Origin of the sequence: Chitinophaga sp. HK235 (assembly GCF_018255755.1) — a bacterium.
Taxonomy (GTDB): domain Bacteria; phylum Bacteroidota; class Bacteroidia; order Chitinophagales; family Chitinophagaceae; genus Chitinophaga.
This window is the reverse complement of the sequence record NZ_CP073766.1, coordinates 3547696-3570022: the sequence shown is the minus strand read 5'-3', so window position 1 is coordinate 3570022 and position 22327 is coordinate 3547696. Positions and strand designations below refer to the sequence as shown.

16 protein-coding genes are annotated in these 22327 nt (G+C 49.2%); 5 read left to right on the top strand and 11 right to left on the bottom strand.

Annotation, left to right across the window (positions count from 1 at the left end; genetic code table 11):
* Positions 1 to 58: 58 nt before the first annotated feature.
* On the bottom strand, positions 59 to 922 hold the full coding sequence (locus tag KD145_RS12570; RefSeq protein ID WP_212006226.1) for a helix-turn-helix transcriptional regulator: 864 nt from the start codon (positions 920 to 922) through the stop codon (positions 59 to 61).
* A 108-nt stretch (positions 923 to 1030) separates the two neighbouring features.
* On the opposite strand from KD145_RS12570, the gene KD145_RS12565 reads away from it, so the two are divergent.
* The 3 genes from KD145_RS12565 to KD145_RS12555 all read left to right on the top strand — a co-directional run bounded on the left by KD145_RS12565 (position 1031) and on the right by KD145_RS12555 (position 5971).
* Positions 1031 to 1438, top strand: a complete 408-nt coding sequence (locus KD145_RS12565; RefSeq protein ID WP_212006225.1) for a hypothetical protein — start codon at positions 1031 to 1033, stop codon at positions 1436 to 1438.
* A 185-nt stretch (positions 1439 to 1623) separates the two neighbouring features.
* The gene (locus tag KD145_RS12560; RefSeq protein ID WP_212006224.1) at positions 1624 to 4161 is read left to right on the top strand and encodes a phosphocholine-specific phospholipase C; all 2538 of its coding nucleotides are present in this window, start codon (positions 1624 to 1626) and stop codon (positions 4159 to 4161) included.
* Between the two features lie 232 nt (positions 4162 to 4393).
* The gene (locus KD145_RS12555) at positions 4394 to 5971 is read left to right on the top strand and encodes a murein L,D-transpeptidase (RefSeq protein ID WP_212006223.1); all 1578 of its coding nucleotides are present in this window, start codon (positions 4394 to 4396) and stop codon (positions 5969 to 5971) included.
* Here KD145_RS12555 and KD145_RS12550 read toward each other — a convergent pair.
* Entirely contained in the window at positions 5968 to 6726 is a 759-nt protein-coding gene (locus KD145_RS12550) for a murein L,D-transpeptidase catalytic domain family protein (RefSeq protein WP_249219810.1), read from the bottom strand. The genes KD145_RS12555 and KD145_RS12550 overlap by 4 nt on opposite strands.
* A gap of 242 nt (positions 6727 to 6968) precedes the next feature.
* Here KD145_RS12550 and KD145_RS12545 point away from each other — a divergent pair, with 242 nt between their 5' ends.
* Together KD145_RS12545 and KD145_RS12540 are read left to right on the top strand one after the other, a co-directional pair.
* Positions 6969 to 8681 carry a DUF885 family protein gene (locus KD145_RS12545; RefSeq protein WP_212006222.1) on the top strand — a complete coding sequence of 571 codons (1713 nt, stop codon included), beginning with the start codon at positions 6969 to 6971 and terminating at the stop codon, positions 8679 to 8681.
* Positions 8682 to 8709: 28 nt separating this feature from the next.
* Positions 8710 to 9486: a DNA-formamidopyrimidine glycosylase family protein gene (locus KD145_RS12540; RefSeq protein WP_212006221.1), complete on the top strand. Its 777-nt coding sequence runs from the start codon at positions 8710 to 8712 to the stop codon at positions 9484 to 9486.
* A gap of 80 nt (positions 9487 to 9566) precedes the next feature.
* Here KD145_RS12540 and KD145_RS12535 read toward each other — a convergent pair whose 3' ends face one another.
* The 9 genes from KD145_RS12535 to KD145_RS12495 form a co-directional block, all read right to left on the bottom strand.
* Positions 9567 to 10379: an SDR family oxidoreductase gene (locus KD145_RS12535; RefSeq protein ID WP_212006220.1), complete on the bottom strand. Its 813-nt coding sequence runs from the start codon at positions 10377 to 10379 to the stop codon at positions 9567 to 9569.
* Between the two features lie 10 nt (positions 10380 to 10389).
* Entirely contained in the window at positions 10390 to 11283 is an 894-nt protein-coding gene (locus KD145_RS12530; RefSeq protein ID WP_212006219.1) for a phytanoyl-CoA dioxygenase family protein, read from the bottom strand.
* Positions 11284 to 11572: 289 nt separating this feature from the next.
* Positions 11573 to 12157 carry an NTP transferase domain-containing protein gene (locus tag KD145_RS12525; protein WP_212006218.1) on the bottom strand — a complete coding sequence of 195 codons (585 nt, stop codon included), beginning with the start codon at positions 12155 to 12157 and terminating at the stop codon, positions 11573 to 11575.
* Positions 12157 to 13314, bottom strand: a complete 1158-nt coding sequence (locus KD145_RS12520) for an XdhC family protein (protein WP_212006217.1) — start codon at positions 13312 to 13314, stop codon at positions 12157 to 12159. Before KD145_RS12520 ends, KD145_RS12525 begins: the two co-directional genes overlap by 1 nt.
* Positions 13315 to 13354: 40 nt before the next feature.
* Positions 13355 to 15538: a xanthine dehydrogenase family protein molybdopterin-binding subunit gene (locus KD145_RS12515; protein WP_212006216.1), complete on the bottom strand. Its 2184-nt coding sequence runs from the start codon at positions 15536 to 15538 to the stop codon at positions 13355 to 13357.
* Positions 15535 to 16515 carry a xanthine dehydrogenase family protein subunit M gene (locus KD145_RS12510; RefSeq protein ID WP_212006215.1) on the bottom strand — a complete coding sequence of 327 codons (981 nt, stop codon included), beginning with the start codon at positions 16513 to 16515 and terminating at the stop codon, positions 15535 to 15537. The genes KD145_RS12515 and KD145_RS12510 overlap by 4 nt, the downstream gene beginning before the upstream one ends.
* A complete protein-coding gene (locus tag KD145_RS12505) occupies positions 16512 to 17141 on the bottom strand; it encodes a (2Fe-2S)-binding protein (RefSeq protein WP_212006214.1) in 630 nt (209 codons plus the stop codon). Before KD145_RS12505 ends, KD145_RS12510 begins: the two co-directional genes overlap by 4 nt.
* Before the next feature lie 161 nt (positions 17142 to 17302).
* Positions 17303 to 18886 carry a RagB/SusD family nutrient uptake outer membrane protein gene (locus KD145_RS12500; protein ID WP_212006213.1) on the bottom strand — a complete coding sequence of 528 codons (1584 nt, stop codon included), beginning with the start codon at positions 18884 to 18886 and terminating at the stop codon, positions 17303 to 17305.
* Between the two features lie 19 nt (positions 18887 to 18905).
* Positions 18906 to 22322 (bottom strand): TonB-dependent receptor, encoded by a 3417-nt coding sequence (locus KD145_RS12495; protein ID WP_212006212.1) that lies wholly within the window; start codon positions 22320 to 22322, stop codon positions 18906 to 18908.
* Positions 22323 to 22327 lie beyond the last annotated feature (5 nt).

The window sequence follows — 22327 nt, the reverse complement described above, 5'->3', positions numbered from 1 at the left end:
TTTGTTTGTTTATGGCAAAGGTAATAGGGATCGTTGCTGGCGTGATAACAGAAACCGCTCAGAAAATAGCACTTTTAGTTCGTTGGGTATTTTTAGGTGTATCACCAAAGCGGGCCTTATATTGTTTAATGAAATAGGAAGTGTTTTCAAATCCGCATTCATCGGCCACTTCATTTACATTTTTGGAAGTATGTTGCAGCAGATAGGTGGCGTGTTTCAGCTTTTCTTCGTTGATCCATTTTTTAGGTGGTGCGTTGTATAGTCTGGCAAATTCCCGTTTGAAGGCGGAGAGGCTTAGTCCGCATATTTTGGCGTATTCTTCCAGTGATAAGGGTTTGAGCAGATGTTCCCGTATGGTGAGCGTCAGGTTTTCGCTGCTGGTATCAAAGAGGTGATGCAGGAAAGCCAGTACCTGTGCGCGATGCGGGCCTGCGAGCAGCAACAGCAGTATCTCCCGGATTTTCAGTTCCAGTAGTTTGGGTGTGTTTGCATGCGGATGTTGCATATAGCCGATGATGGTGTTGCGTACGTTGATCAGCTGATCATTACAAGGCAACACCATGGGGATATTCATCCGCGCTTTTTTGATGTCATCCATTTCTTCCAGAAAAGAGCGAAGGATATTATCATGTACGCAGAGCATCAATCCCTGAAAGGTACTCTCTTCTGTGAGGAAGGCGGACATGAAGTAAGTGCCTCTTTTCAGCATGATGAGATCGCCGGCATGTGCGATGATCTCTTCATCCGGAAGGTGAATATGTTTGCTGCCTGAAATAATGAATACCAGCGTGTTTTCAGTAAGGAACCCTTCTGCCTTGTCCTGATGGTTGAGCAGGCGGAACCAGGCCAGTGCACATTTTCCGGTATGGCTGACTTGCATCTGAGGGTTGGCATGAAATTCCTGCGGTAAACGATACAACATATGAAAGCGATGTTGGATAATGGTTTCCACAAATATCAGCAATTCTTTATTTGTGATGAATAATATTTATGGCATCGTATTTGAATATATACGGCAAACAGCTTCTTTATGAAAACATGGCTATACTTACCATTGTTACTGCTGGGTCTTGTTTTTTCCAGCTGTACCAAAACCACCAATGAGGTTATCCCCAATGATACTTTCCTTTTTGATGTTCAACCCAGCGGCTGGACACTGGATAATCAGGGGGTATATTTTGTGCAATTCAATATACCGTCACTGGACCGTAATTCCAACCAGCTGGATGGTGTGATTGTATCACTTGCACGTCAGCAGAATGGTAACTTTGAGTTGTTTGAGATGTTGCCTGAAGTTTTCAACAATGAAAACTACAACGTGATACACCAGACTGGTACGTTACTGGTAGAATTGCGTGGACCCAACAACACAAGGGCCAATGCACCGAATGTGCCGATGCGGTTTAAAATTGTAGTGATACCGTCCAACCAGCGTTAAACAAAGGCTTACCATTTATTTCAACATAGGGGCTTCCGCACGGTGCGGAGGCCCTTTTTGTTGTGCTTTTATGCCACTCTTCCATTGTTAATTGTGGCATAACATACTTTTTGTTATTTTATGCCGCTTTAAGCATACCCATTGTTGGGTGGGCATCATCAGCGAACAATAAAAAAAGTATTTACATGAATACCAGAAGAGACTTTATCAAAAAAGCAGCCCTGTTGTCTGGTGGCGCCGGCGTAGCAGGAACCCTGCCGGGTTCCATCCAGCGGGCATTGGCCATAGATCCCCATCCCGGTACTACCTTTTATGATGCGGAACATGTTGTGATCCTGATGCAGGAAAACCGTTCATTTGACCACTGCTACGGTACCCTGAAAGGAGTACGAGGATATAATGATCCCCGTGCCATCCGTTTACCCAACAATAACCTGGTATGGCTGCAGACCAATGATAAAAACGAAACATACGCCCCTTTCCGGCTGAATATAAAAGATACCAAAGCTACCTGGATGAGCAGCCTGCCGCATTCCTGGAGCAATCAGGTAGATGCGCGCAACAATGGAAAGTATGATAAATGGTTGCAGGTAAAAGCCTCCGGCAATAAAGACTGGGCGCCCATGCCACTCACACTGGGATATTATAACAGAGTAGATATCCCGTTTTATTATTCGCTGGCAGATGCTTTTACCGTATGTGACCAGAACTTCTGTTCTTCCCTCACCGGTACTACTCCCAACCGGCTTTACCTGTGGACCGGCACCCTGCGCGATGAACAGAAAGCCAGCGCCAAAGCCAATGTATGGAATGAAGATGTGGATTACGGTGCAGAAGCACATTGGACCACTTTCCCCGAAAGACTGGAAGACAACAACATCAGCTGGAAGATATACCAGAACGAAATCAGCGCCGCCGGCCTGGAAGGCGAAAAAGACGGTATGCTGGCCAACTTTACCGATAATCCGATCGAGTGGTTCAGCGCCTTTAATGTACGTTTTGCAAAAGGACATATACAGTACCTGCAGCGTCGTATTGAACAGCTGCCCGCAGAGATAACCGCTGTGCAGGACAAACTCGCCAAAGAAACAACCGGCAGTGACAACGCCCGGAAGTTGCAACAGCAGCTGGACCAGAAAAAGCAAGAACTGGAAAAGTACAAAAAAGATGCAGTGACTTTTACAGACGCCAACTTCGCAAAACTCCCGCAACGCGCGCAAAACCTCCACAACAAAGCATTTACCACCAATAGCAACGATACGGACTATCACGAACTGGAAACATTACGTTATAAAGATGGTGATGTAGAAAGGACCGTGCAGGTGCCTAAAGGAGATATCCTGCATCAGTTCCGCACCGATGTGAATAACGGTCAGTTGCCTACCGTATCCTGGCTGGTAGCACCGGGCGAATTCTCCGACCACCCTGGTTCTCCCTGGTATGGTGCCTGGTATGTGTCTGAAGTGCTGGATATCCTCACACAAAAAGAAGAGGTATGGAAGAAGACGATCTTCATCCTTTGTTATGATGAAAATGATGGTTACTTCGATCACGTGCCGCCTTTTGTAGCTCCTTTCAAACCCGGTACAGGACTGGTGTCCAAAGGTATCGATACTGCGATGGAATATGTCACCAGAGAACAGGAAGATGCCAAAGGCCATGTTGAAAAAGACTCCGTGAGGGAAAGCCCGATAGGGCTGGGATACCGTGTGCCGCTGGTGATCGCATCGCCCTGGAGCCGCGGTGGTTATGTGAATTCACAGGTATTTGACCATACTTCCATCATTCAGCTGATGGAAGATTTTCTGCAACACAAAACCGGCAAAAAAATACAGGAAACCAATATTTCCACATGGCGCCGTACCGTTTGCGGTGACCTGACTTCTGTATTCCGTCCGTTCAACGGAGAGAAGGTGAAGGTACCTTTCCAGGAAAGAAACGAATTTATAGAGAGCGTGTACAATGCACGATTCAAGAAGCTGCCGGATGAATTTAAAAAGCTGACAGCCGCCGAAATAGAAAAGATCAATGCCAACCCTGCCAATGCAGAATGGATGCCGCGGCAGGAACCAGGCACCCGCGTTTCCTGCGCGCTGCCTTATCAGCTATATGTAAATGGTAAACTGGGAGCCGACCGCAAAACTTTTGAAATCAGCTTTGCTGCTTCCAATGAAGTCTTTGGCAAAAAAGCCGCAGGTGCTCCCTTCAATGTATATGCACCCGGTAAATACCTGCAGGCAGATACCCGGCAGATGGAACCTGTACGTACCTGGTCTTATGCCGTGACAGCAGGTGACCAGCTGAAAGACACCTGGCCGCTGCATGCCTTTGACAACAATCGTTATCATCTCCGCAGTTATGGCCCCAATGGCTTTTACCGTGAATTTACCGGTGATGCCAACGATCCGCAACTGGAGATCAGCTGCGAATACCAGCGTAGTCTGCGTAACCGCAAAAGCCTGACTGGCAATGTAGACCTGCATCTCGTTAACCGCAGCAACAAAGCTATTACCGTTGTAGTAACTGATATGGCCTATGGTAAAGCCGTTATCCGGAAAACCATTGCCGCCAATACACAAGCTGTTATCATTGTGGACAACAGCAAGAGTCATCAGTGGTACGACTTCTCCGTAAAAGCAGAAGGTCATGGCCAGTTTGAACAACGTTTTGCCGGCAGGGTGGAAACAGGGAAAGAAAGCATTAGCGATCCTGCGATGGCTTAAATTAATTATTAATTATAAATTCCCAGGGCTAAAGCCCTGGGCTAATTTCGATTTAAGTTTGTTTATTAGGTCAGGGCTTAAGCTTAATGCTTCGTTATTAGGCTTAAGCCCTGACCTGATTTGTTGTAGCGCTATATGCACATTGTGTGACCTTGCAGCCACAAGCAAGATATCCGTTTGTTCCCTGAAGTCCCATTTCAGGCGCTGGTGCTTATTTTGCTGGGATAAAAGTATGAGATACCTAATCCTGTTTGGCGTGTTGATATACATCCTGGCAGGCTGCAGTTCACCCTCCGCCCCGGATGAGTCTAAAGTGAAAAAAGTGGTGGCCGCTGTTGTGATCACACCGAGAAACACAGCGATCACACAAAATAATGCCTATAACTACCTTTTCCTTGACAGTGCCGCCCTGGCAGATTTTATAGTCAAATATCAGCTGAATGATACTGTTGCCAACCAGATGCGGAGCTTTTACAACGCCCGTAACTATGAGTTTGCCTGGGTAGACAGCAGCGGGCTCACCGAAGAGGCAGCCGCTTTCCGCAGTCTGTTCAACTATAGTAAAGATACCAGCGGTGATAAACCGCTGAACGCCAAGCTGGACCGTCTTCTGGAAGAAGATAGTATGCATGTGAAAGCCACCGACCCCGATATGATAAAAACAGAGCTGATGCTCACCTGGCGGCTGGTACGTTATTTCCGGAAAATGGATGGTGATTTTTCAGCGCTGGAGAATATGGTGCCTATGCGGAAGTATGAGATCATGGAAATGACCGATTCTATGCTGCAGGCTGATAACAAGCTGTATCCTGTTGTGGCAGCCATGAAACCGGCGCTGCAAAAGTACCGTGATATCGTCCAAAAGGGTGGGTGGCCTATGGTGGACACATCACACAGGCATCTAAAAAAAGGTCAGTCATCTCCCGAAATTATTGGTATCAAAAAACGGCTGGCCCTCACAGGAGAACTATCCCAAAATGACAGTACCAATGAGTTTACGGAAGAACTGGAAACAGCGGTCAACCGGTTTCGTAACGAACACGGATATACGGAGAACGGTATCATCAATGATACGGTGGTCCATGCTATGAATGTACCGGCAAAAGACCGTCTGCAACAGCTGCTGATCAATATGCAGCGGATGAAATGGATGCCGGCCTCTCCTGAAGGAAAACTGATACTGGTGAATATTCCCGCTTTTATGCTGCATGTTACCAATAGCGGGACAAAAGTGTTTGATATGCCTATTGTGGTAGGAAAGGAAGGGCATAGTACGACCATGTTCTATGGTCAGTTAAATCAGGTGGTGTTCAGCCCATACTGGAATATCCCCCGCAGTATTGTGCGTAAGGAAATATTGCCTGCCATCAGCAGAAATCCTAATTATCTGGCGCGGAAGAATATGGAAATAATCGGTCATGTAAACGGACTGCCGGTGATCCGGCAACGGCCAGGGGCAAAGAATGCGCTGGGACGGGTGAAATTTCTGTTTCCCAACAGTTTTAATATCTACTTCCATGATACGCCGGAAAAACGGCTGTTTAGCCGCGATAACCGCGCCTACAGCCATGGCTGCATCCGTTTGAAGGACCCGGTAACCATGGCCCGGTTCATTCTGGAAGACTCGCCCGAATGGACCGATGAAAAAATAGATGCCGCCATGAATGCCGGCAAACAAAGGTATGTGGCGGTGAAACATCCGGTACCGGTGATCATTACTTATTTCACCGCCTGGGTAGATGATGGCACACTACACATGGTGCCCGACGTGTATGACCACGACTCGATCATGAAACAGAAAATGTTTTAACTGTTGATACTGTCTTTGGCCAGCATCTGGGTGTGCATGGAATAATATTTATCCGGGCTGTAGAAAAAGAGAACGGTGCCGTTGCGGATGCGTTCAATCACTTTGCGGTGAACGTTTTCCGGAATGGCAGGGCATCCAAGGCTGCGGCCGATATATCCCTGGCTTTTGATCAGGGCTTCGTTGACATAAGCAGCACTATGCATTACAATACCTCTGCTGAGGGCGTTGTCGTTGATGCCGGCTTCTTCTCCGATCAGGCGCAGCGAGTAGCCATGCTCTCCACTATAAGTGTCGCCGGTGACATAAAATCCCAGGCTGCTTTTATAGCTGTTGCTTTTGTTGGAGAAAGTATTGGCCACCAGGGTACCGGAGTTCCGGCCATGGGATACCAACGTATTAAATAGCAGGAGTTTGTTTTTCAGGTCAATCACGAACAAACGCTTTTTGCTGGATGGCAGCGAAAAGTCGATGATGGAAAGGATGTCCGGATTTTTGATGCGTCCTTTTTCTTCCAGGTGGTCGTAGCCCTGTATGGCATTCTCAAATGCTTCTCTGGAGAGTCCTGTGGTATCGAGCCGCATACTGTCGTAGAGGCTTTCTTCCTCCAATGAATCATTCACCGCCGGTATAAGGTTGCGTTGGGCGCTGGCAGGATTTTTTTCCGCAGAGGTAAGCGTGGTAATCAGGAATACAAAAAGACTAATTGTTACAATAAAAATTAACGGTTTAAAAAACTTCTTCACTTTCAAATTCACTTCCGTAAAATATTTAACAGTTAGAAATAAAAACAGACGAGGACGAAAATAACGATTATACACCTGAAATTGTATCTCAAAAAGTTGTCTGTGATCGCTTGCCAGACCGATTTAACATTATGTTTACATAGGTTAAAAATGTTGATATGGACCAATTTTGGTGAAAAACCAGACAATATCAGCATAGTATTACATTTCCTGGTGAGTATCTTTAAAGCCAGTCCAAAATCTGTTTTTGCGTTATGAAAAAACAATATTTGATCATTATCCCTTTCCTCTTTTTTTTCCTGCGTGCCAGTGCTGGCACAGGAGAGCCTGTTAAAGAGCTGATACAGCAGGTTGCGGCCGATGTAGAGGATCTGAACAAGGTATATATCTTCCGGTACAGCCCGGAGTATTTCGGGCGTTTGCGCAATTATTACGGGCAAACCCTGGATAAGCTGAAAGCCTTGTCTTTTGCATCGCTGACAACAGAAGAGCAGGTGGATTATATCCTGCTGAAAAGGAAAGTAACGCAGGAGCTGCAGCAAATTGATGAAAACGAGCTGTTGTACAAGAGCCTGCAACCTGTGATACCGTTTGGGCCCGCTATTATGACCATGCAGGTCAACCGCCGCCGGGGCGATAACCCCGACGTGCCCGGGATAGTGGCTGCGCTGGCTACTGTACAGCAACAGATCGGTAGTGCCAGAACTACACTGCAACAGAAAAACACACTCACGCCCACCGCCGCCCGCAGAGCTGCCGATATCGTAAACGACCTGCGCAGCGGACTCAAAAACGTATACACTTTTTATTATGGTTATGAACCGGCTTTTACGAAGCAGGTAAAACAACCTTATCAGCAAACGGATTTATTGCTGGAACAATATGCCCGTTTTCTCAGCCAGGATCTGGCAGATAAAAGCGATAAAACACTGGATGCCTCCGGTATCAAAGGCACGCCTATCGGAAGAGAAGCATTGATCGCACAGCTGCAGTATGAAATGATTCCCTATTCTCCCGAAGAACTGGTGGAGATGGCCAACAAAGAATTTGCCTGGTGTGATGCTGAGATGCTGAAAGCTTCTGCAGCGCTGGGTTTTGGTAAAGACTGGAAAAAAGCGCTGGAGAAAGTAAAAGAGAATCATGTGGCGCCAGGTAAGCAGCCTGCGCTGATACATCGCCTGGCGGATGAAGCCATCAAATTTGTGGAAGACAGCAACCTGGTAACGGTGCCACCACTGGCCAAAGAAGCATGGCGCATGTTTATGCTCAGTAAAGAACAGCAGCGTTTTGCACCTTTCTTCCTGGGTGGGGAATCCATTCTGGTGGCTTATCCTACCGAAGACATGGATGAAGCCACCAGGGCCATGAGCCTGCGCAGCAATAACTATGCTTTCGCCCATGCCACCGTGTTTCATGAACTGATACCCGGCCACAACCTGCAGGGTTTTATGAACAAACGCAACAAACCTTATCGCCGTATGTTCAGCACGCCATTCTCCGTAGAGGGGTGGGCGTTATACTGGGAGATGCTGTTATGGAATAAAAATTTTCATAGCACGCCTGAAGAGAAGGTAGGGGCGCTGTTCTGGCGCATGCACCGTTGCGCCCGCATTATCTTCTCCCTGAATTATCACCTGAGAAAATGGACACCACAGCAATGTATTGATTTCCTGGTAGACCGTGTAGGGCATGAACGTTTCAGCGCTACTTCCGAAGTACGCCGTTCGTTTGAAGGCGATTACGGGCCTTTGTATCAGATTGCCTATATGATGGGTGGCCTGCAGTTGCGCGCCCTGCATCACGAACTGATCGATAGCGGTAAGATGACAGAGCTGCAGTTACACGATGCTTTCCTGCAGGAGAACGCTATCCCGATAGAGATGTTCCGTGCTATCATCACCAGGCAGGCCCTGACACCCGATTTCAGGACTCAATGGCGTTTTGCGGACCAGTTGTTGCGGCAATAAGGAATCGTTATTTTTATAAAAAAAAGCCATGCCTGAATTACCCGACCTGCAGGTATTTAGCCGCAATCTGGAGAAAGCCTTACTGCATAAGGAACTGGAGTCCATTGATGTGTTGGTGAAAAAGAAACTGCATAACACAGAAAAAGAGTTGAAATCAGCCCTGGAGGGACAGCGGCTGGAAGCTGTACAACGTGTGGGGAAAGAGCTGCATTTTACGTTTAAAAACAAACATGTGCTGGGCATGCACCTGATGCTGCACGGCAAACTTTATTTGTTTAAAGACAAGAACGAGCAGAAATACACCATCTGCACCTTGCTGTTTAAAGGTGGTACAGGGCTGGCACTGACGGACTTTCAGGGACAGGCCGCGCTCACACTGGACCCTGCTACTAAAGAAGCCCCGGATGCTTTGTCTGATGAGATGACGCTTTCCTGGCTGAAGGCGGCGCTGGCCAAAAAGAGGACGGCCATTAAAAAGTTTCTGGTAGACCAGCATAATATCCTGGGCATTGGTAATGCTTATGCAGATGATATTCTGTGGGAGGCGCGTATATCTCCGTTCTCTGTTTGCAACAAAATTCCGGAGCCGGCCGTGAAAGCCTTACACGAGGCCATCAGTAAAGTGCTGAAAGATGCGGAGAAGAAGATATTAAAACATCATCCTGATATTATTCAGGGCGAAGTACGTGACTATATGCTGGTGCATAATGCCAAGCTGAAAGAAAGTCCCGGTGGCGCTGTTATTCACCACGTTGCCTCCGGTGGAAAAACCTATTACACCGATGAGCAGGTGGACTATAAATAAATGAAAAAATAAATAAATGAAAAAATGAAACAGCGACCCTAAACAAGGCCGCTGTTTTTTCCCCTGTCATTGCATGTCCTCTAACCCGGTGTGACAGCGACGACCGGCGTTTTCTCGCGCGGCTCGTAGATATTCCCCGCAATTTTTTCTACCAATGATTTAGGGAAGAATTTGGGTAGAAACGCATTTAATTTATTGATGAAACCCGGGACGATTTCTGCTTTCCCTCTAAACAATCCATTGATGGCTGTTCTGGCCACACTTTCTGCTGTCATGTTAAAACGGTCTGCTAATTTGCGGGTGCTGTCACCCATGCGGGCACGATTCACAAAATCGGTGTCTGTGCTGCCGGGACTGAGTGCGCTCACGGAGATGGGCGAGTGTCGCAGTTCGTAGCGCAGTCCTCTGGTAAACGACAATGCAAACGCTTTGGTAGCAGCATAGATATTCAGATAGGGCACCGTTTGGTAGGCCGTTGTACTGGCAAGGTTGAGCAGATAAGCTTTTGGAAACCGGCGCAGTACCGGGATATAGGCATATGATAACCCTACCTGTGCTTTGATATTCACATCGATGATGTTGAATTGTTCTTCCAGGGAGATGTTTTCAAATGCGCCATTCAGGCCGTATCCGGCATTGCTGACTACCACATTGAGCTGATCATGCCACTCACTTGTCCAGGCGGTTATTTTCTGTAATGCATCGGGTTGTGACAGGTCCTGATGGAGCGTGTGCACGTTGACGTGATACTGTGCTGCTATAGCTGCAGCGGTATCGTAGAGCGATGCTTCGTTGATATCAATCAGTAGCAGATGATAGTTTCTTTGTGCCAGTTCGGCTGCGATGGCTTTGCCAATTCCTTTGGCAGCGCCGGTTACCAATGCGTAAGACATAGTATTGTATTTAAATGGATGAACTGTTGACTTCTGCCAGTTTGCCGGTAGCCCCTTTAGCGGCCGCCCATTGCGGTTTGCCACCGTAAAGATGTTGTTTCAGTTGAGCCAGTTTATGATAAAAAGGAGTAGGCGACTGTGCGTGTTTAGGTTGATAGGCACCGGTGATGACAGGAATGTACATCACTCTTCTCCGGCTTTTTTCGCCGGTATGGGGTGATTGTTGTACGCGGTGCCATAACCGGCCATCGTGTACGGTGAGGTCGCCGGCTTCAATGTCGAAGCCTGTTTCCCGTTTGTCGGGGGTATGGTCTATGAAGTATTTTTTTCTGAACAGCAGGCGGAAGATGCTTTGGTGATGTGTGCCGGTGAGCACGCGGAGGCCGCCGTTTTCCAGCGGGCAGTCATCGAGATGGATGCCTACATTGAGCATGGGCATGATCCTGGTGCCCAGGAACAGATCGCGGGGGCTGTCGGTATGCCAGCCCAGTTGCCGGAACTGGCTGTCGTTAGTGTTAACGTAGTGGTTGATCACCAGGCCGTCTTTTTCGTTTTCTCCGATGCGGCCATCATAAGGAGCAAGGAGTTGCGTGAGCAGCAGCAGGCGCTCATCTTTTAATATTTCCCGCAGGGTATTGCTGTAATGGGAGGCAAAGGCAATCCGTTGTATTAGTGGTGTTCCGTCTGTATCCGTTCCAAATTTTAACGGAATACCATTCACCTTCTGTACATGGTTACGCAACAGGAAATCCTGTACCTCGCTGACTTCCCCTAATACCTGGGAGAGTGTTCCCCTGTCGAAAAAGTTTTTAAACTGGATGATCCCATGTTGATGAAAATAGTTCAGTTGTCGTGCTGTGAGCGTTTTCCCCAGTTGGAAAACGGGTTGGTTGTTCGTTGTCATGACGAGCAGTTTTGTGGCAGTTGAAAAAAGATGGTTGATGGGTGCTAAGGTGTGCGGAAATTGGTGGGGTGACCGCAGCAGAAGAGTGGGAGATTAACAACAACAGGAGCAGGCCGCTGTATGGCTGGCAGTAAAGAAGCCGTGTTGGCGCAGGTTTAGATGTTGAAGACGACTTTCCATAATTATATGTTTTAATAGTCTACTAATTCTGTAGACAAATATAGGGGAAAAGATTTAATAAACGACCAGCGGAGGAGATGAATTTTTTTGTTCATTGAAAATGATGGCGTTACAGCAGTTTGTGGAGATCGTCAGGGGTATCGATATCGATGATACCATTGGGAAAGGGGATGGTTGTCACTTCATCCGGATGTTGCAGGATAATTTTTTTAGCGCCTTCCTGCCCGGAAAGTGCCATCAGCTGCGGGAAATACTTTTTATGGAAGAGTACAGGAGTGCCGATGGTGTTGCCATAGGCACAGGCAGTGATGTTGTCATGTTGCTGATGATGAGTTGAAATTAGCTCCCGGAGCAGGTGGGTGGTAATAAAGGGTTGGTCGCAGAGCAGTAATAATACATCACTCACGTTATCGTATACACGTAATAGATGTGACAGGCCGGTCTGTATAGTACTGCCCATACCGGTATGCCAGTTTGTATTCACAATGATGTCTGCGCCGCTGCCGGCGATGTCGGGGCCGATATTGTCTGCATAAGCACCCAGCACTACCACAACGGGTTCAGCATCTATGGTGAGTGCGGTATCGGTGATCCTTTGCAGGAGGCTTTGCTGCTGATAGATGACCTGTTGTTTGGGTGTTCCCAGACGCTGTGAAGCGCCGGCTGCGAGGATAATGATACCGGTGTGCCGCATTACAGTTGTTTTTGAATGATATGCTGCAGGGAACGCCGATGGATATACGTATTGTTATCCCGAAGGGAGAGACCGGTGGCACCGGTCATCACCGTTTTAATTTCACTGATGATAGACAGGGCTATTTCTTCCGGTGTATCTGCGCCTATATCGAGGCCGGTGGGACCGTATATGCGTTCCAGTTGTTCCTGCGTGATATGGGCACCGGTATCTTTTATTTCATCGAGCATGCGTTGCAGCTTTCTGGCTGGCCCCAGGATGCCGGTGTAGGGCAGGCTGTGGGGCAGCAAGGCCGTGAGCAGGGCAATATCATAATTGTAATTGTGGGTCATCAGCACAACGGCAGTATGTTCGTCGGGCTGTATGTGATCCAGTACATTAGCGGGTTTGGTGACGATCACCTGGTTGGCTTCCGGGAAACGCTGCGGCTGTGCATAGGCAGGGCGGCCATCTACAACGATGGTTTGCCAGCCCAGTGTGGAGGCTATTTTCACGACGGGCATCACATCGTTGCCGGCGCCGGCGATGAGCAGCTGTAGCGCAGGTGGATGCCAGGCGATAAGGGCTGAAATCTCTTCCGTACCGGAATGATAGGTTTTAATGGCGGACCGTCTGTTGGTAAATGCTTCGCAAACGTCTGGCAGTACTGCTTTCCGCAGCGTATCATCGTTGAGATGTACCTGTCGTTCTCCGTTGTTGGTTACCAGTATACAGGTGCCGGGCTGAGGGGCGCTGCGTTGCTGCATATTAAACAGTGTAACCATGACCGTAGTTTCCCGGGTGCCGGTGTATTGTTGCAATAATGTCAGCGGATTGAAGGCACAGTGCGGGCCCAGCGGTTCCAACAGTATATGTATGATGCCGTTGCAGCCCAGGCCTACGCCAATGGTAGCATCATCTTCATCCATGGTATCGTAGGTAACCAGCATGGGCTGCTGCTGCAGCATAGCCAGCTGTGCTTTTCTAAGGGCGTCGCCTTCAAGGCATCCACCGCTGATGGCGCCGGTGAGTGCGCCGTTTTCGGTGATCAGCATGCGGGCGCCGGGCTGCCGGTAGGCAGAGCCGTCTACATGTACTACTGTGGCCAGGGCACAGTGAATGCCCTGTGCCTGGGCGGTATGATACGCCTTCACAATATCTTCCAGTTCTTTCTGCATGGTTATAAATGAGTTTGCCGGTAGTGATACCAGTCTTATATTAAATCAGTTTATCGGGCGTGATGGGTAAGTCACGTACCCTTTTGCCGGTAGCGTTGAACACCGCGTTGGAAACAGCAGCGGCAAAGCCTATCAGCGAAATTTCACCCAGTCCTTTGGAGCCCATCGGGTTAATGACAGGATCTTTTTTATTGATGAACAGTACATCCGTGGGTGGTGTGTCTGCATTCACGGGCACGTGATAGTCTGCGTAGTTGTTGTTGACGAAACGGCCGAAGCGGTGGTCCAGTAGTGCTTCTTCGGTGAGTGCCATGCCGATGCCGCCCACTACGCCGCCGATCATCTGGCTGCGGGCCGTTTTAGTATTGACGATGGTACCGGAATCGGCCACGCTTACAATATGTTTGATCCGCACGACGCCGGTAGCCGGGTGAACATGTACTTTGGCGAAATGCACGGAGAAAGAATACATCGCGTATTTTTTTCTTTCCTCACCACCCTGTGAGGTGGTGGTGACAATCACTTCGGGTAGCTGCTGTTGTTGCAGCAATTCCGTATAGCCGATCCTGGTAGTGCCGGTTACCAGCTGTCCGTCTTCATGTCTGATATCTGCTGCCTGCACGTTTTTAAAGGCGGGATGGCCGGTGGTGGCCAGTTCTCCCAGCTTATGCTGCAGGGCCAGGCATACATCATTGACCGCGCTGCCCACAGTAGATACGGTAGAAGAACCGCCCTGACGGGGCGCTTCCGGGTATGCAGATTCTCCCAGCAGGAATTTTATTTTTTTAACATCGATGCCGGTGGCGTCTGCAGCTATCTGCACCATCGCGGTAGCGGTACCCGGACCAATATCCGCGGCGGCACTGCGTACAACGAGGGTGCCATCTGCTTTGAGCGTAGTGCTGGCAGTGGCTTTACCACGGCCGGCGCCGAATACGCCGCTGCTCATACCATAACCTACGAGCCAGCCGTTGTCCTGCAGCTGGCGTGGTGTGTTGCTGCGTTGCTGCCAGCCTATTTTAGCGGCTCCCATCTCATAAGCCTCTTTGAGGTATTTGCTGGAATAGGGCAGATTTTTTTCGGGGTCTATATCAGCATGATTGAGGATACGCAACTGCAGCGGGTCCATATTGAGCTGATGGGCCAGCTCATCGAGGGCCGACTCGAGGGCGAAAGCCCCGGTAGCTTCTCCGGGACCACGCATCCATACCGGCGTGCTGAGGTTGAGTGGTACCAGCTGGTAATGTGTGTTGACATTCGGACAGGCATACATCATGCGGCTCATGTTTACGATAGCCTCGGTGAAGTCTTCATAAGGCGAAGTAAGTGCTACCGCTTCATGTGTGATGCCGGTGAGCTTTCCATCACGGGTGGCGCCGATACCTATTTTCTGTATGGCAGCAGGGCGGTATCCTACCAGCGTAAACATTTCCCTGCGGTTGAGCACCAGCTTTACCGGTTTGCGTATTTTTTGGGCAGCCAGTATGGTGGCCACTTCCACGGGCCATACACGGAGGGCCATGCCAAAGGCGCCGCCTACAAACTGCGAATGAACGGTAATATTTTCTTCCGGTATCTGAAACAGATTTTTGAGTGTCTGTTGGACACTCTTTACGCCCTGTGTTTTAGCATACAGGGTGAGTTTATCCGGTGTTTCCCAGTGAGCGATGATACCAGCCAGCTCCATGGGGTTGTGCACTTCGATGGGAATATTGTATTCGGCTTCTACAGACACCGGTGCTTTTTTCCAGGCATCGGCCTCACCGCGCAGGTAGTCTTTCATGTTTTTATTCTGAAAGGCTTTGTCCATATTGGCGGCCATGTCTGTTTGATGCACTTCCTGGTTGTAGGTCACTTTCACCAGGGACGCGGCATGTACGGCGCGTTCCAGGGTGTTGGCCACCACGATGGCCACCGGTTGGCCATTGGAATAAATACGATCGTCGTAGAATATTTTGAGGCCCTGTTTGGGATTGGGATTTTCCAGCTTGTATCCCGGAACGGGCGGCGCGTTGAGATGTGATATTACATCGGCCACACCGGGGGCGCGTAAAGCTTTGGTGGTGTCGATGGCGGTGATGCGGCCGTTGCTGATAGTGCTGCATACAAGCGCAGCATACAACATACCTTCCGGTTGATGATCGGCGAAATAACGGGCGGCCCCGGTCACTTTCAGCCGGCCGTCAACACGGTCCATGGATTGTCCTACGGCTTGCTTTTTCATATGGCAGCTGCTTTTTGTAAGGCGGTGACGATACTGTTTTGTGCCAGGGGCACTTTGAATGCGTTGTGTTTATATGTTCTGGCAGACTGCGTAGCAACGGTAGCGGCTATACGGAAATTTTCCGCTGTCGGAGCTTTTCCGATGAGGGCTTTCTCTGCTTCCTGCAGACGCCAGGGCTTGTGGGCTACACCGCCCATGGCCAGCCGGGCAGCACGAATGGTATTATTGCTGATATCCAGTGCTGCGGCCACAGACACCAATGCAAAAGCATAGGAGGCACGGTCGCGTACTTTCAGGTAGTATACATTTTTAGTGAAAGGACTGGCAGGGATCTCTATACCGGTGTGCAGTTCATTTTTAGCCAGGTTGTTGTCTTTGTCGGGCGTATCTCCCGGCAGGCGGTGAAAATCGCCGAAAGGAATACGGCGGTTACCTTTAGGACCGGTTATCAGCACCGTTGCATCGAGGGCTACCAGCGCGATACACATATCACTGGGATGTACAGCGATACATTGGTCGCTGGCGCCAAAAATAGCATGCATACGGTTGATACCACCTATCGCGCCACAACCACTGCCAGGCGTTCTTTTGTTGCAGGGCATGGAGATATCATAAAAATAACTGCAACGGGTACGCTGCATCATATTACCACCGATGGTAGCCATATTGCGCAGTTGCTGCGAAGCGCCGGCTAGCAGGGCCTGTGATAACAGCGGATGATGTGTTTTTACCAGCTCGTGGGCGGCCACATCACTGTTGAGTGCCATGGCGCCGATATGCAGGATATTGTTTTGCAGGGTGATGTCTTTGAACGGAAGCCTGTTGATATCTATCAGCCTTTCCGGTGCCAGCACGCCGCTTTTCATCAGGTCGAGCAGGTTAGTGCCGCCGGCGATAAAACGGGCATTTTTGTCTTTACTGATAGCGTCTATGGCTGCTTTAGCGGTGGTGGCGCGTACGTAGGAGAACTGGTTCATACGGTATGCCCTCCTTTTTTTACTTCCATCACAGCGTCCACGATATTATCATAAGCGCCGCAGCGGCAGATATTGCCACTCATGAATTCCCTGATTTCGTCGGGTGAGCCGGCATGTCCTTCGCGGATGCAGGCCACCGCCGACATGATCTGGCCGGGTGTACAATAACCACACTGGAAGCCGTCATGTTTGATGAATGCTTCCTGCATGGGGTGAAGGGTATCTCCCTGTGCCAGTCCTTCAATGGTGGTGATCTGTTTCCCTTCCTGCATCACAGCAAGTGTCAGGCAGGAATTGATCCGCTGTCCGTTGACATGTACCGTACAGGCGCCACATTGTCCGTGGTCACAACCTTTTTTAGTACCGGTAAGGGCCAGCTGTTCCCGCAGGAGATCGAGCAGGGTGACCCTGGGCTCTACTGAGAGATGATAGGCTTTGCCGTTGATATCCAGGCTGACCGGTATTTTTTCGAAGACGCCAGCGATGGCTTCGTCGTTTTCCCCTGCTTTTACTACCAGCGGAGGAGTGAGTGCCAGCGCCATGAGGGCGGAGGACTGTTTCAGGAATTCACGCCGGGATTCCTGTTTACCCGGATAAGAGGGTTGTTCTTTTGGTGCTTGTGACATGCTACACAAGGTTTTATTGACCAAAAGGTATAGTTTTTCCGAGAGATGTGCAAACCTTTGCGAGCTTTGATGGATGAGTGGTACAAGGGTTTTGCCTGGATTAAAATAAAAAGCCAGGGAGCGGAACTCCCTGGCTGTCATCACTCCATATCTTTTATCTGCTAGTATCCCGGGTTTTGCGCCAGGTTTTTATTGATATCCCTTTCTTTCTGTGGTACAGGCCACAGATAATCGCGCAGCGGATTAAAGGTACGCTGGTCAGCCACTACGTGGTCGCCGGTGAAGGTGGTAGCACCGGTGGCAGCATCTACTGTTCCCAGGCGGGTACCGTAAACAGTACCGGACCTAACGGTGGTGCCTATCTGCCAACGTTGGATATCATACCAGCGCAGACCTTCCAGTGCCAGCTCTACTCTGCGTTCGCGTCTTACCAGGTTACGCAGGGAAGTAACATCGCTGTAAACAGTCCTGTCTACCAGCGGCATACCTGCGCGGGACCTTACTGCATCGATGGCTGCATATACGGTATTATCGATCACACCGGATTCAATCTGTGCTTCTGCATAGGTGAGCAGGATTTCGGCATAACGGATCACGATGATATTAAGACCTGTGTTCCACATGTCCGGATAGTCAGACAGGAAAGCGGTGAATTTTTTCTCGATATAGCCGGTAGGAGAGTTGTTGCCTTCGTTGTAATAGTCAGCAGCTTTGGGAGAAATCGGATCATAGAATTTGCCTTCATATTTCAGTCCTGGATACACGATGCTGGCGGCCAGTCGTGGGTCTCTGTTGCTGAAAGGATTGCTGTCATTATAACCGGAAGCCGGGTCGTCAATGGTTTTGCCGTTGGTCATCTCATAGGCGTCTACCAGTGATTGGGTAGGGCTGAGTGAAGCCCAGCCACCAAAAGAGGAAGAGGGCAAAATACCTACGTCACCGTTATTGTTATCTTTTTCATTGGCTTTGTACTGTATATCCAGGATTACTTCCTGGTTGTTTTCAAAGCTCTGTCTGAAAAGATCGGTGTAGCTGGGATACAGGTTGTAACCTAAAGCCATTACCTTTTTACAATCATCGATACAGGCTGCATAGTTTTTATCATACAATTCCATCCTGGCTTTGAGTGAGAGGGCTGCGCCTTTGGTGATACGGCCTACATCGCTGCCTTCGTATTTTTCAGGCAGTATCAGAGCAACAGCGGCCAGTTCATCTGCCACAAACTTACGTACGTCTGCTCTGGGCGTCCTGTTCACGGTGTTGGCTTCCTGCACCGTGAGTGTTTTGATTACCAGGGGCACATCACCGTACAACTGCGACATGTTGAAATATTTGTATGCCCGCAGGAAACGTGCTTCTGCTTTAAAACGTGTTTTCAGTGCGTCATCCATCTTCACTTTATCCACATTCTCCAGGAAGTTGTTGCATCGCTGGATGGTCGTAAAATCCCATTTGTTCACTGTCTGTGGGTCGGCGGGAGAAGCAGTGCCGTTGCCGAGGTGCTGATAGTTGTCCCATGGCCACTGGCTGTAGGAGTTATCACTTACAGCGTCCATATAAAAGATATTGTAACTGGATTCCCAATCTTTGTAACAGCCACTAAGTGCAGCGGTAGCGGCGACCTGGCTGGTCCATAATGACTCATTAGTATATGCATCCTGCCGGGTTTTATCCAGCAGATCTTTCTGACAGGCTGTCTGCAGTAATGCAGCAGCGAGTAATATGTGAAGCAGATTTTTTTTCATGATGTTGATTGCTTAATGGTTAAAAACTAACATTTACGCCAAACGTGTGCACTTTTACCTGTGGATAATAGTAGATGCTGCTTCTGATGGAAGCTTCCGGATCTATCCAGCTGTAGAGGTGATCGAAGGTGAGGATGTTTTGTCCGCTGTAATAGAAGCGCACTTTGGTAAGTCCGGCTCTTTTGATCAGCTTCTCCGGCAAGGTGTAACCTATCTGCAGGTTTTTCAGGCGCAGGTAGGAGCCATCTTTCACCCAGAAAGAGGAAGGAGTATTGGAAGGATCGTTTTGTTTGTAAGTATACCAGATGCGGGGCATAGACGCATTTGGATTGTTGGCCGTCCAGGTATCGAGCAGGGCAGAAGTGGGCTTGTTGGCATCGCCGCCCACAGCACCGATTTTGCCGGCATCGATGTATGTTTTCACACCAGCAGCACCTTGCAGGAAAATGCCGATATCGAAGTTTCTCCAGTTGCCAGTGAGGTTGAGACCGAAGGTTACTTTCGGGAAGTAGTTGCCCAGGTATTGTCTGTCTGCTGCATTGATGGTATCGTTGCCGTCTTTATCGCGGTATCTGATATCACCGGGTGCTGTTCTGTTGGACTGGAACGGACCTTTTTTCACTTCATCAGCGGACTGGTATATACCATCCGCGATATAACCATAGAGGGCGCTAACGGGATTACCTACCTGTTGAAACGTATATCCGTCGATGATAGGGCCTACTCCATGGAGATCTCTGATTTCATTATGAATAAAGGCGGTGTTGAAAGATGCGCTGTAGCTGAAATCGCCTTTGCTGTTATTATATCCCAGTACAAATTCCCATCCGCTGTTGAGTACGGTGCTGGAGTTCTGGATAGGTGCGTTAAGGCCATAGGTGGCAGCCACTGGTACAGACATCAGGATACCAGAAGTGAGTTTGTGGAAATAGTCAGCGGAGAAGTTCAGTTTACCATCCAGGAAGCCTGCATCCATACCAACACCGGTTTCGGTAGTGCTTTCCCATTTGATGGTCGGATCGACGCCATTGATCTGCGCTACGCCGGGAGATATAGCTCCGGCCGTGCCCCCAAATACATAGTTCTGATCTGTGTTGTAGGCAGGAATGTAGGGGTAATAAGGATAGGTGGGATAGTTGGTATCGTCTTTCCCTTTTACGTATTGGTTACCCAGTTGACCCCAGGATGCTCTCAGTTTAAGGTTAGACACTACTTGTTTCACTGGTTCAAAGAAGGCCTCTCTGTCGATGTTCCAGCCGGCAGAGAAAGAAGGGAACAGACCCCATCTGTTGCCACTGGCGAAACGGGATGCACCATCGTAACGCATGTTGGCTTCCAGCAGATATTTGCCGTCGTAGTCGTAGTTCAGGCGGCCGAAGAAGGATTCCAGTCCCATTTCATAGGTGTAACCGCTGGCGGTTTGTCCCTCGGTGGAGCCGAGGTTGAGATCTGTCAATTGGTTGTTGAGATAACCTTTACGGTAACCATCGTTGAAGGTGTACTTCGTTTGTTCGCGGGAGTAGCCGCCCAGTATTTTGAAATTGTTTTTGCTGAAGGATTTGGTGTATTCCAGCAGGGCTTGTTGGGTGATGGTGTTAGCGAAAGTGTTTTCATCCGTCACGGAGCTGGGGCCCTGATAGAATGTTGGATCGCCTTGAGCATTGTAATATTGCTGATCTGCCCTGAATTTTTTATTGTGGTTGATCTTCATCACATAAGCCAGGGATGGTTTGAAGTGGAGGTCTTTTACGATTTCCCAGTCTACGCCCACATTGCCTACGAGGTCGTAATAGGCATACTGGTTCAGGCTGTTGCCTTCGAGCCATGCCATGGGGTTACCGTCGCCGATGGCGCCGTATTGACCATTGGCATATTTATAGGGGATGCGTGGATTGATCCTGTTGATCTGTCTTACCAGCTGGGAAAAGTCGCCGGTATAAGGGTTGGACGGCTCTTTCTGACCGGTGGAGGTAAAGCCGACGTTGGCATTTACTTTCACGTGGTTGGCTACTTCGGACGTCAGGTTGAGGCGTGTCGTATATCTTTTGGCGTTAGTTTTCTTTACAACACCGTTTTGATCGAAGAGGCCGAGCGAGAGGGCATATTGTGTTTTTTCAGTGCCTCCTGTCATGCTCAGGTAATGGTTTTGCTGGATACCACTGCCTTTGTAGAACAGGCCGAGCCAGTCGGTATTGGGATAGTTGAAAGGATCAGAACCGTCTTTGAATTTTGCGATCTGGTCCGGAGTATATTTAGCCGTTTTGCCTTCATTGAGCGCAGCCTGGTTTTCCAGGGTGGCTACCTGCCAGGAGGGCAGAAAATCGGGCAGACCGGTAGGTTTCTGTTTACCTACATAAGCGTTGTAGGAGAGCTGGGGCTTTCCTTTTTTACCTTGTTTGGTGGTGATGAGGATAACGCCGTTGGCTGCACGGGAGCCGTAGATGGAAGCAGATGCTGCATCCTTCAGTACTGACATGGAAGCGATATCATCAGGGTTGATATTATTGAGGTTACTGAGGTTGGTGATCACCCCATCGATCACGATCACGGGATCGGAATTGTTGAGGGTACCGATACCACGGATACGGATTTTGGCCTGGTCTGCGCCGGGCTGGCCGCTGACAGCAGCGGTGACAGTCACGCCGGGCATGGTGCCCTGTAAGGCGCTGCTAACGCTGGTGACAGGTCTGTTGGTCAGTTCCTTGCTGCTGAGGGTGGCCACGGAACCGGTAAGGTTGGCTTTTTTCTGAGTGCCGTAACCTACCACTACCATCTGTTTCAGGGTGCTGATATCTGCTGCGAGGGAGATGCTGAGATGTGTTTTTCCATTGAGACTGATTTCTTTGGATATATAACCAATGCTGGTTACAGTCACTACAGCGTTGTCATCTACATTGGCCAGCTGAAACTCACCGTTGGCATTGGTGATAGCGCCTTTGGTGGTTCCTTTTACCATGATGGAAGCACCGGGTACGGGGGTACCATTTTCGTCCACTACCTTACCGCTGATGGTTGCCGGAGGGGGCGGAGGGGTGCTGGTGGTGGTGATATGGGCAGGTTTCTCATTACGGGTGATAAAAACGGTATTGCCCTGTATTTCGTAGCTGAGGGTCTGTTGCCGCATTACCTGGTCCATGGCGGATTGCAGGGAGGCATTTTTCAGTTCCACGGTTACAGGATGTGTATTTTTCAGATCTTCCTTGTCATAAAAGAAGGCATAGCCTGTCTGCTGGCGAATGACGTTGAACACTGTCTGAAGGCTGGCAGATCGGGCAGACCAGGTAATGGTCTGAGCGCTGGTGCTGGCACTTACCTGTAATACAGCCATCAAAAGAAAAAAAGAAGTTAGCTTCATAACTAACAGGAGTTTGTTGGGTAGCCCCGTCAGCTTCCAGTGTCTGCGGGGACCGGAATTACCAATAGCTTTAAGTTGCATACTTT

Excerpts from the sequence above, each read along its gene's own strand:
- KD145_RS12495 (WP_212006212.1), bottom strand. The coding sequence starts at position 22,322 with ATGCAACTTAAAGCTATTGGTAATTCCGGTCCCCGCAGACACTGGAAG.
- KD145_RS12545 (WP_212006222.1), top strand. The coding sequence starts at position 6,969 with ATGAAAAAACAATATTTGATCATTATCCCTTTCCTCTTTTTTTTCCTG.
- KD145_RS12505 (WP_212006214.1), bottom strand. The coding sequence starts at position 17,141 with ATGTCACAAGCACCAAAAGAACAACCCTCTTATCCGGGTAAACAGGAA.
- KD145_RS12510 (WP_212006215.1), bottom strand. The coding sequence starts at position 16,515 with ATGAACCAGTTCTCCTACGTACGCGCCACCACCGCTAAAGCAGCCATA.
- KD145_RS12570 (WP_212006226.1), bottom strand. The coding sequence starts at position 922 with ATGTTGTATCGTTTACCGCAGGAATTTCATGCCAACCCTCAGATGCAA.
- KD145_RS12525 (WP_212006218.1), bottom strand. The coding sequence starts at position 12,157 with ATGCGGCACACCGGTATCATTATCCTCGCAGCCGGCGCTTCACAGCGT.
- KD145_RS12560 (WP_212006224.1), top strand. The coding sequence starts at position 1,624 with ATGAATACCAGAAGAGACTTTATCAAAAAAGCAGCCCTGTTGTCTGGT.
- KD145_RS12520 (WP_212006217.1), bottom strand. The coding sequence starts at position 13,314 with ATGCAGAAAGAACTGGAAGATATTGTGAAGGCGTATCATACCGCCCAG.
- KD145_RS12540 (WP_212006221.1), top strand. The coding sequence starts at position 8,710 with ATGCCTGAATTACCCGACCTGCAGGTATTTAGCCGCAATCTGGAGAAA.
- KD145_RS12530 (WP_212006219.1), bottom strand. The coding sequence starts at position 11,283 with ATGACAACGAACAACCAACCCGTTTTCCAACTGGGGAAAACGCTCACA.
- KD145_RS12535 (WP_212006220.1), bottom strand. The coding sequence starts at position 10,379 with ATGTCTTACGCATTGGTAACCGGCGCTGCCAAAGGAATTGGCAAAGCC.
- KD145_RS12565 (WP_212006225.1), top strand. The coding sequence starts at position 1,031 with ATGAAAACATGGCTATACTTACCATTGTTACTGCTGGGTCTTGTTTTT.
- KD145_RS12515 (WP_212006216.1), bottom strand. The coding sequence starts at position 15,538 with ATGAAAAAGCAAGCCGTAGGACAATCCATGGACCGTGTTGACGGCCGG.
- KD145_RS12500 (WP_212006213.1), bottom strand. The coding sequence starts at position 18,886 with ATGAAAAAAAATCTGCTTCACATATTACTCGCTGCTGCATTACTGCAG.
- KD145_RS12555 (WP_212006223.1), top strand. The coding sequence starts at position 4,394 with ATGAGATACCTAATCCTGTTTGGCGTGTTGATATACATCCTGGCAGGC.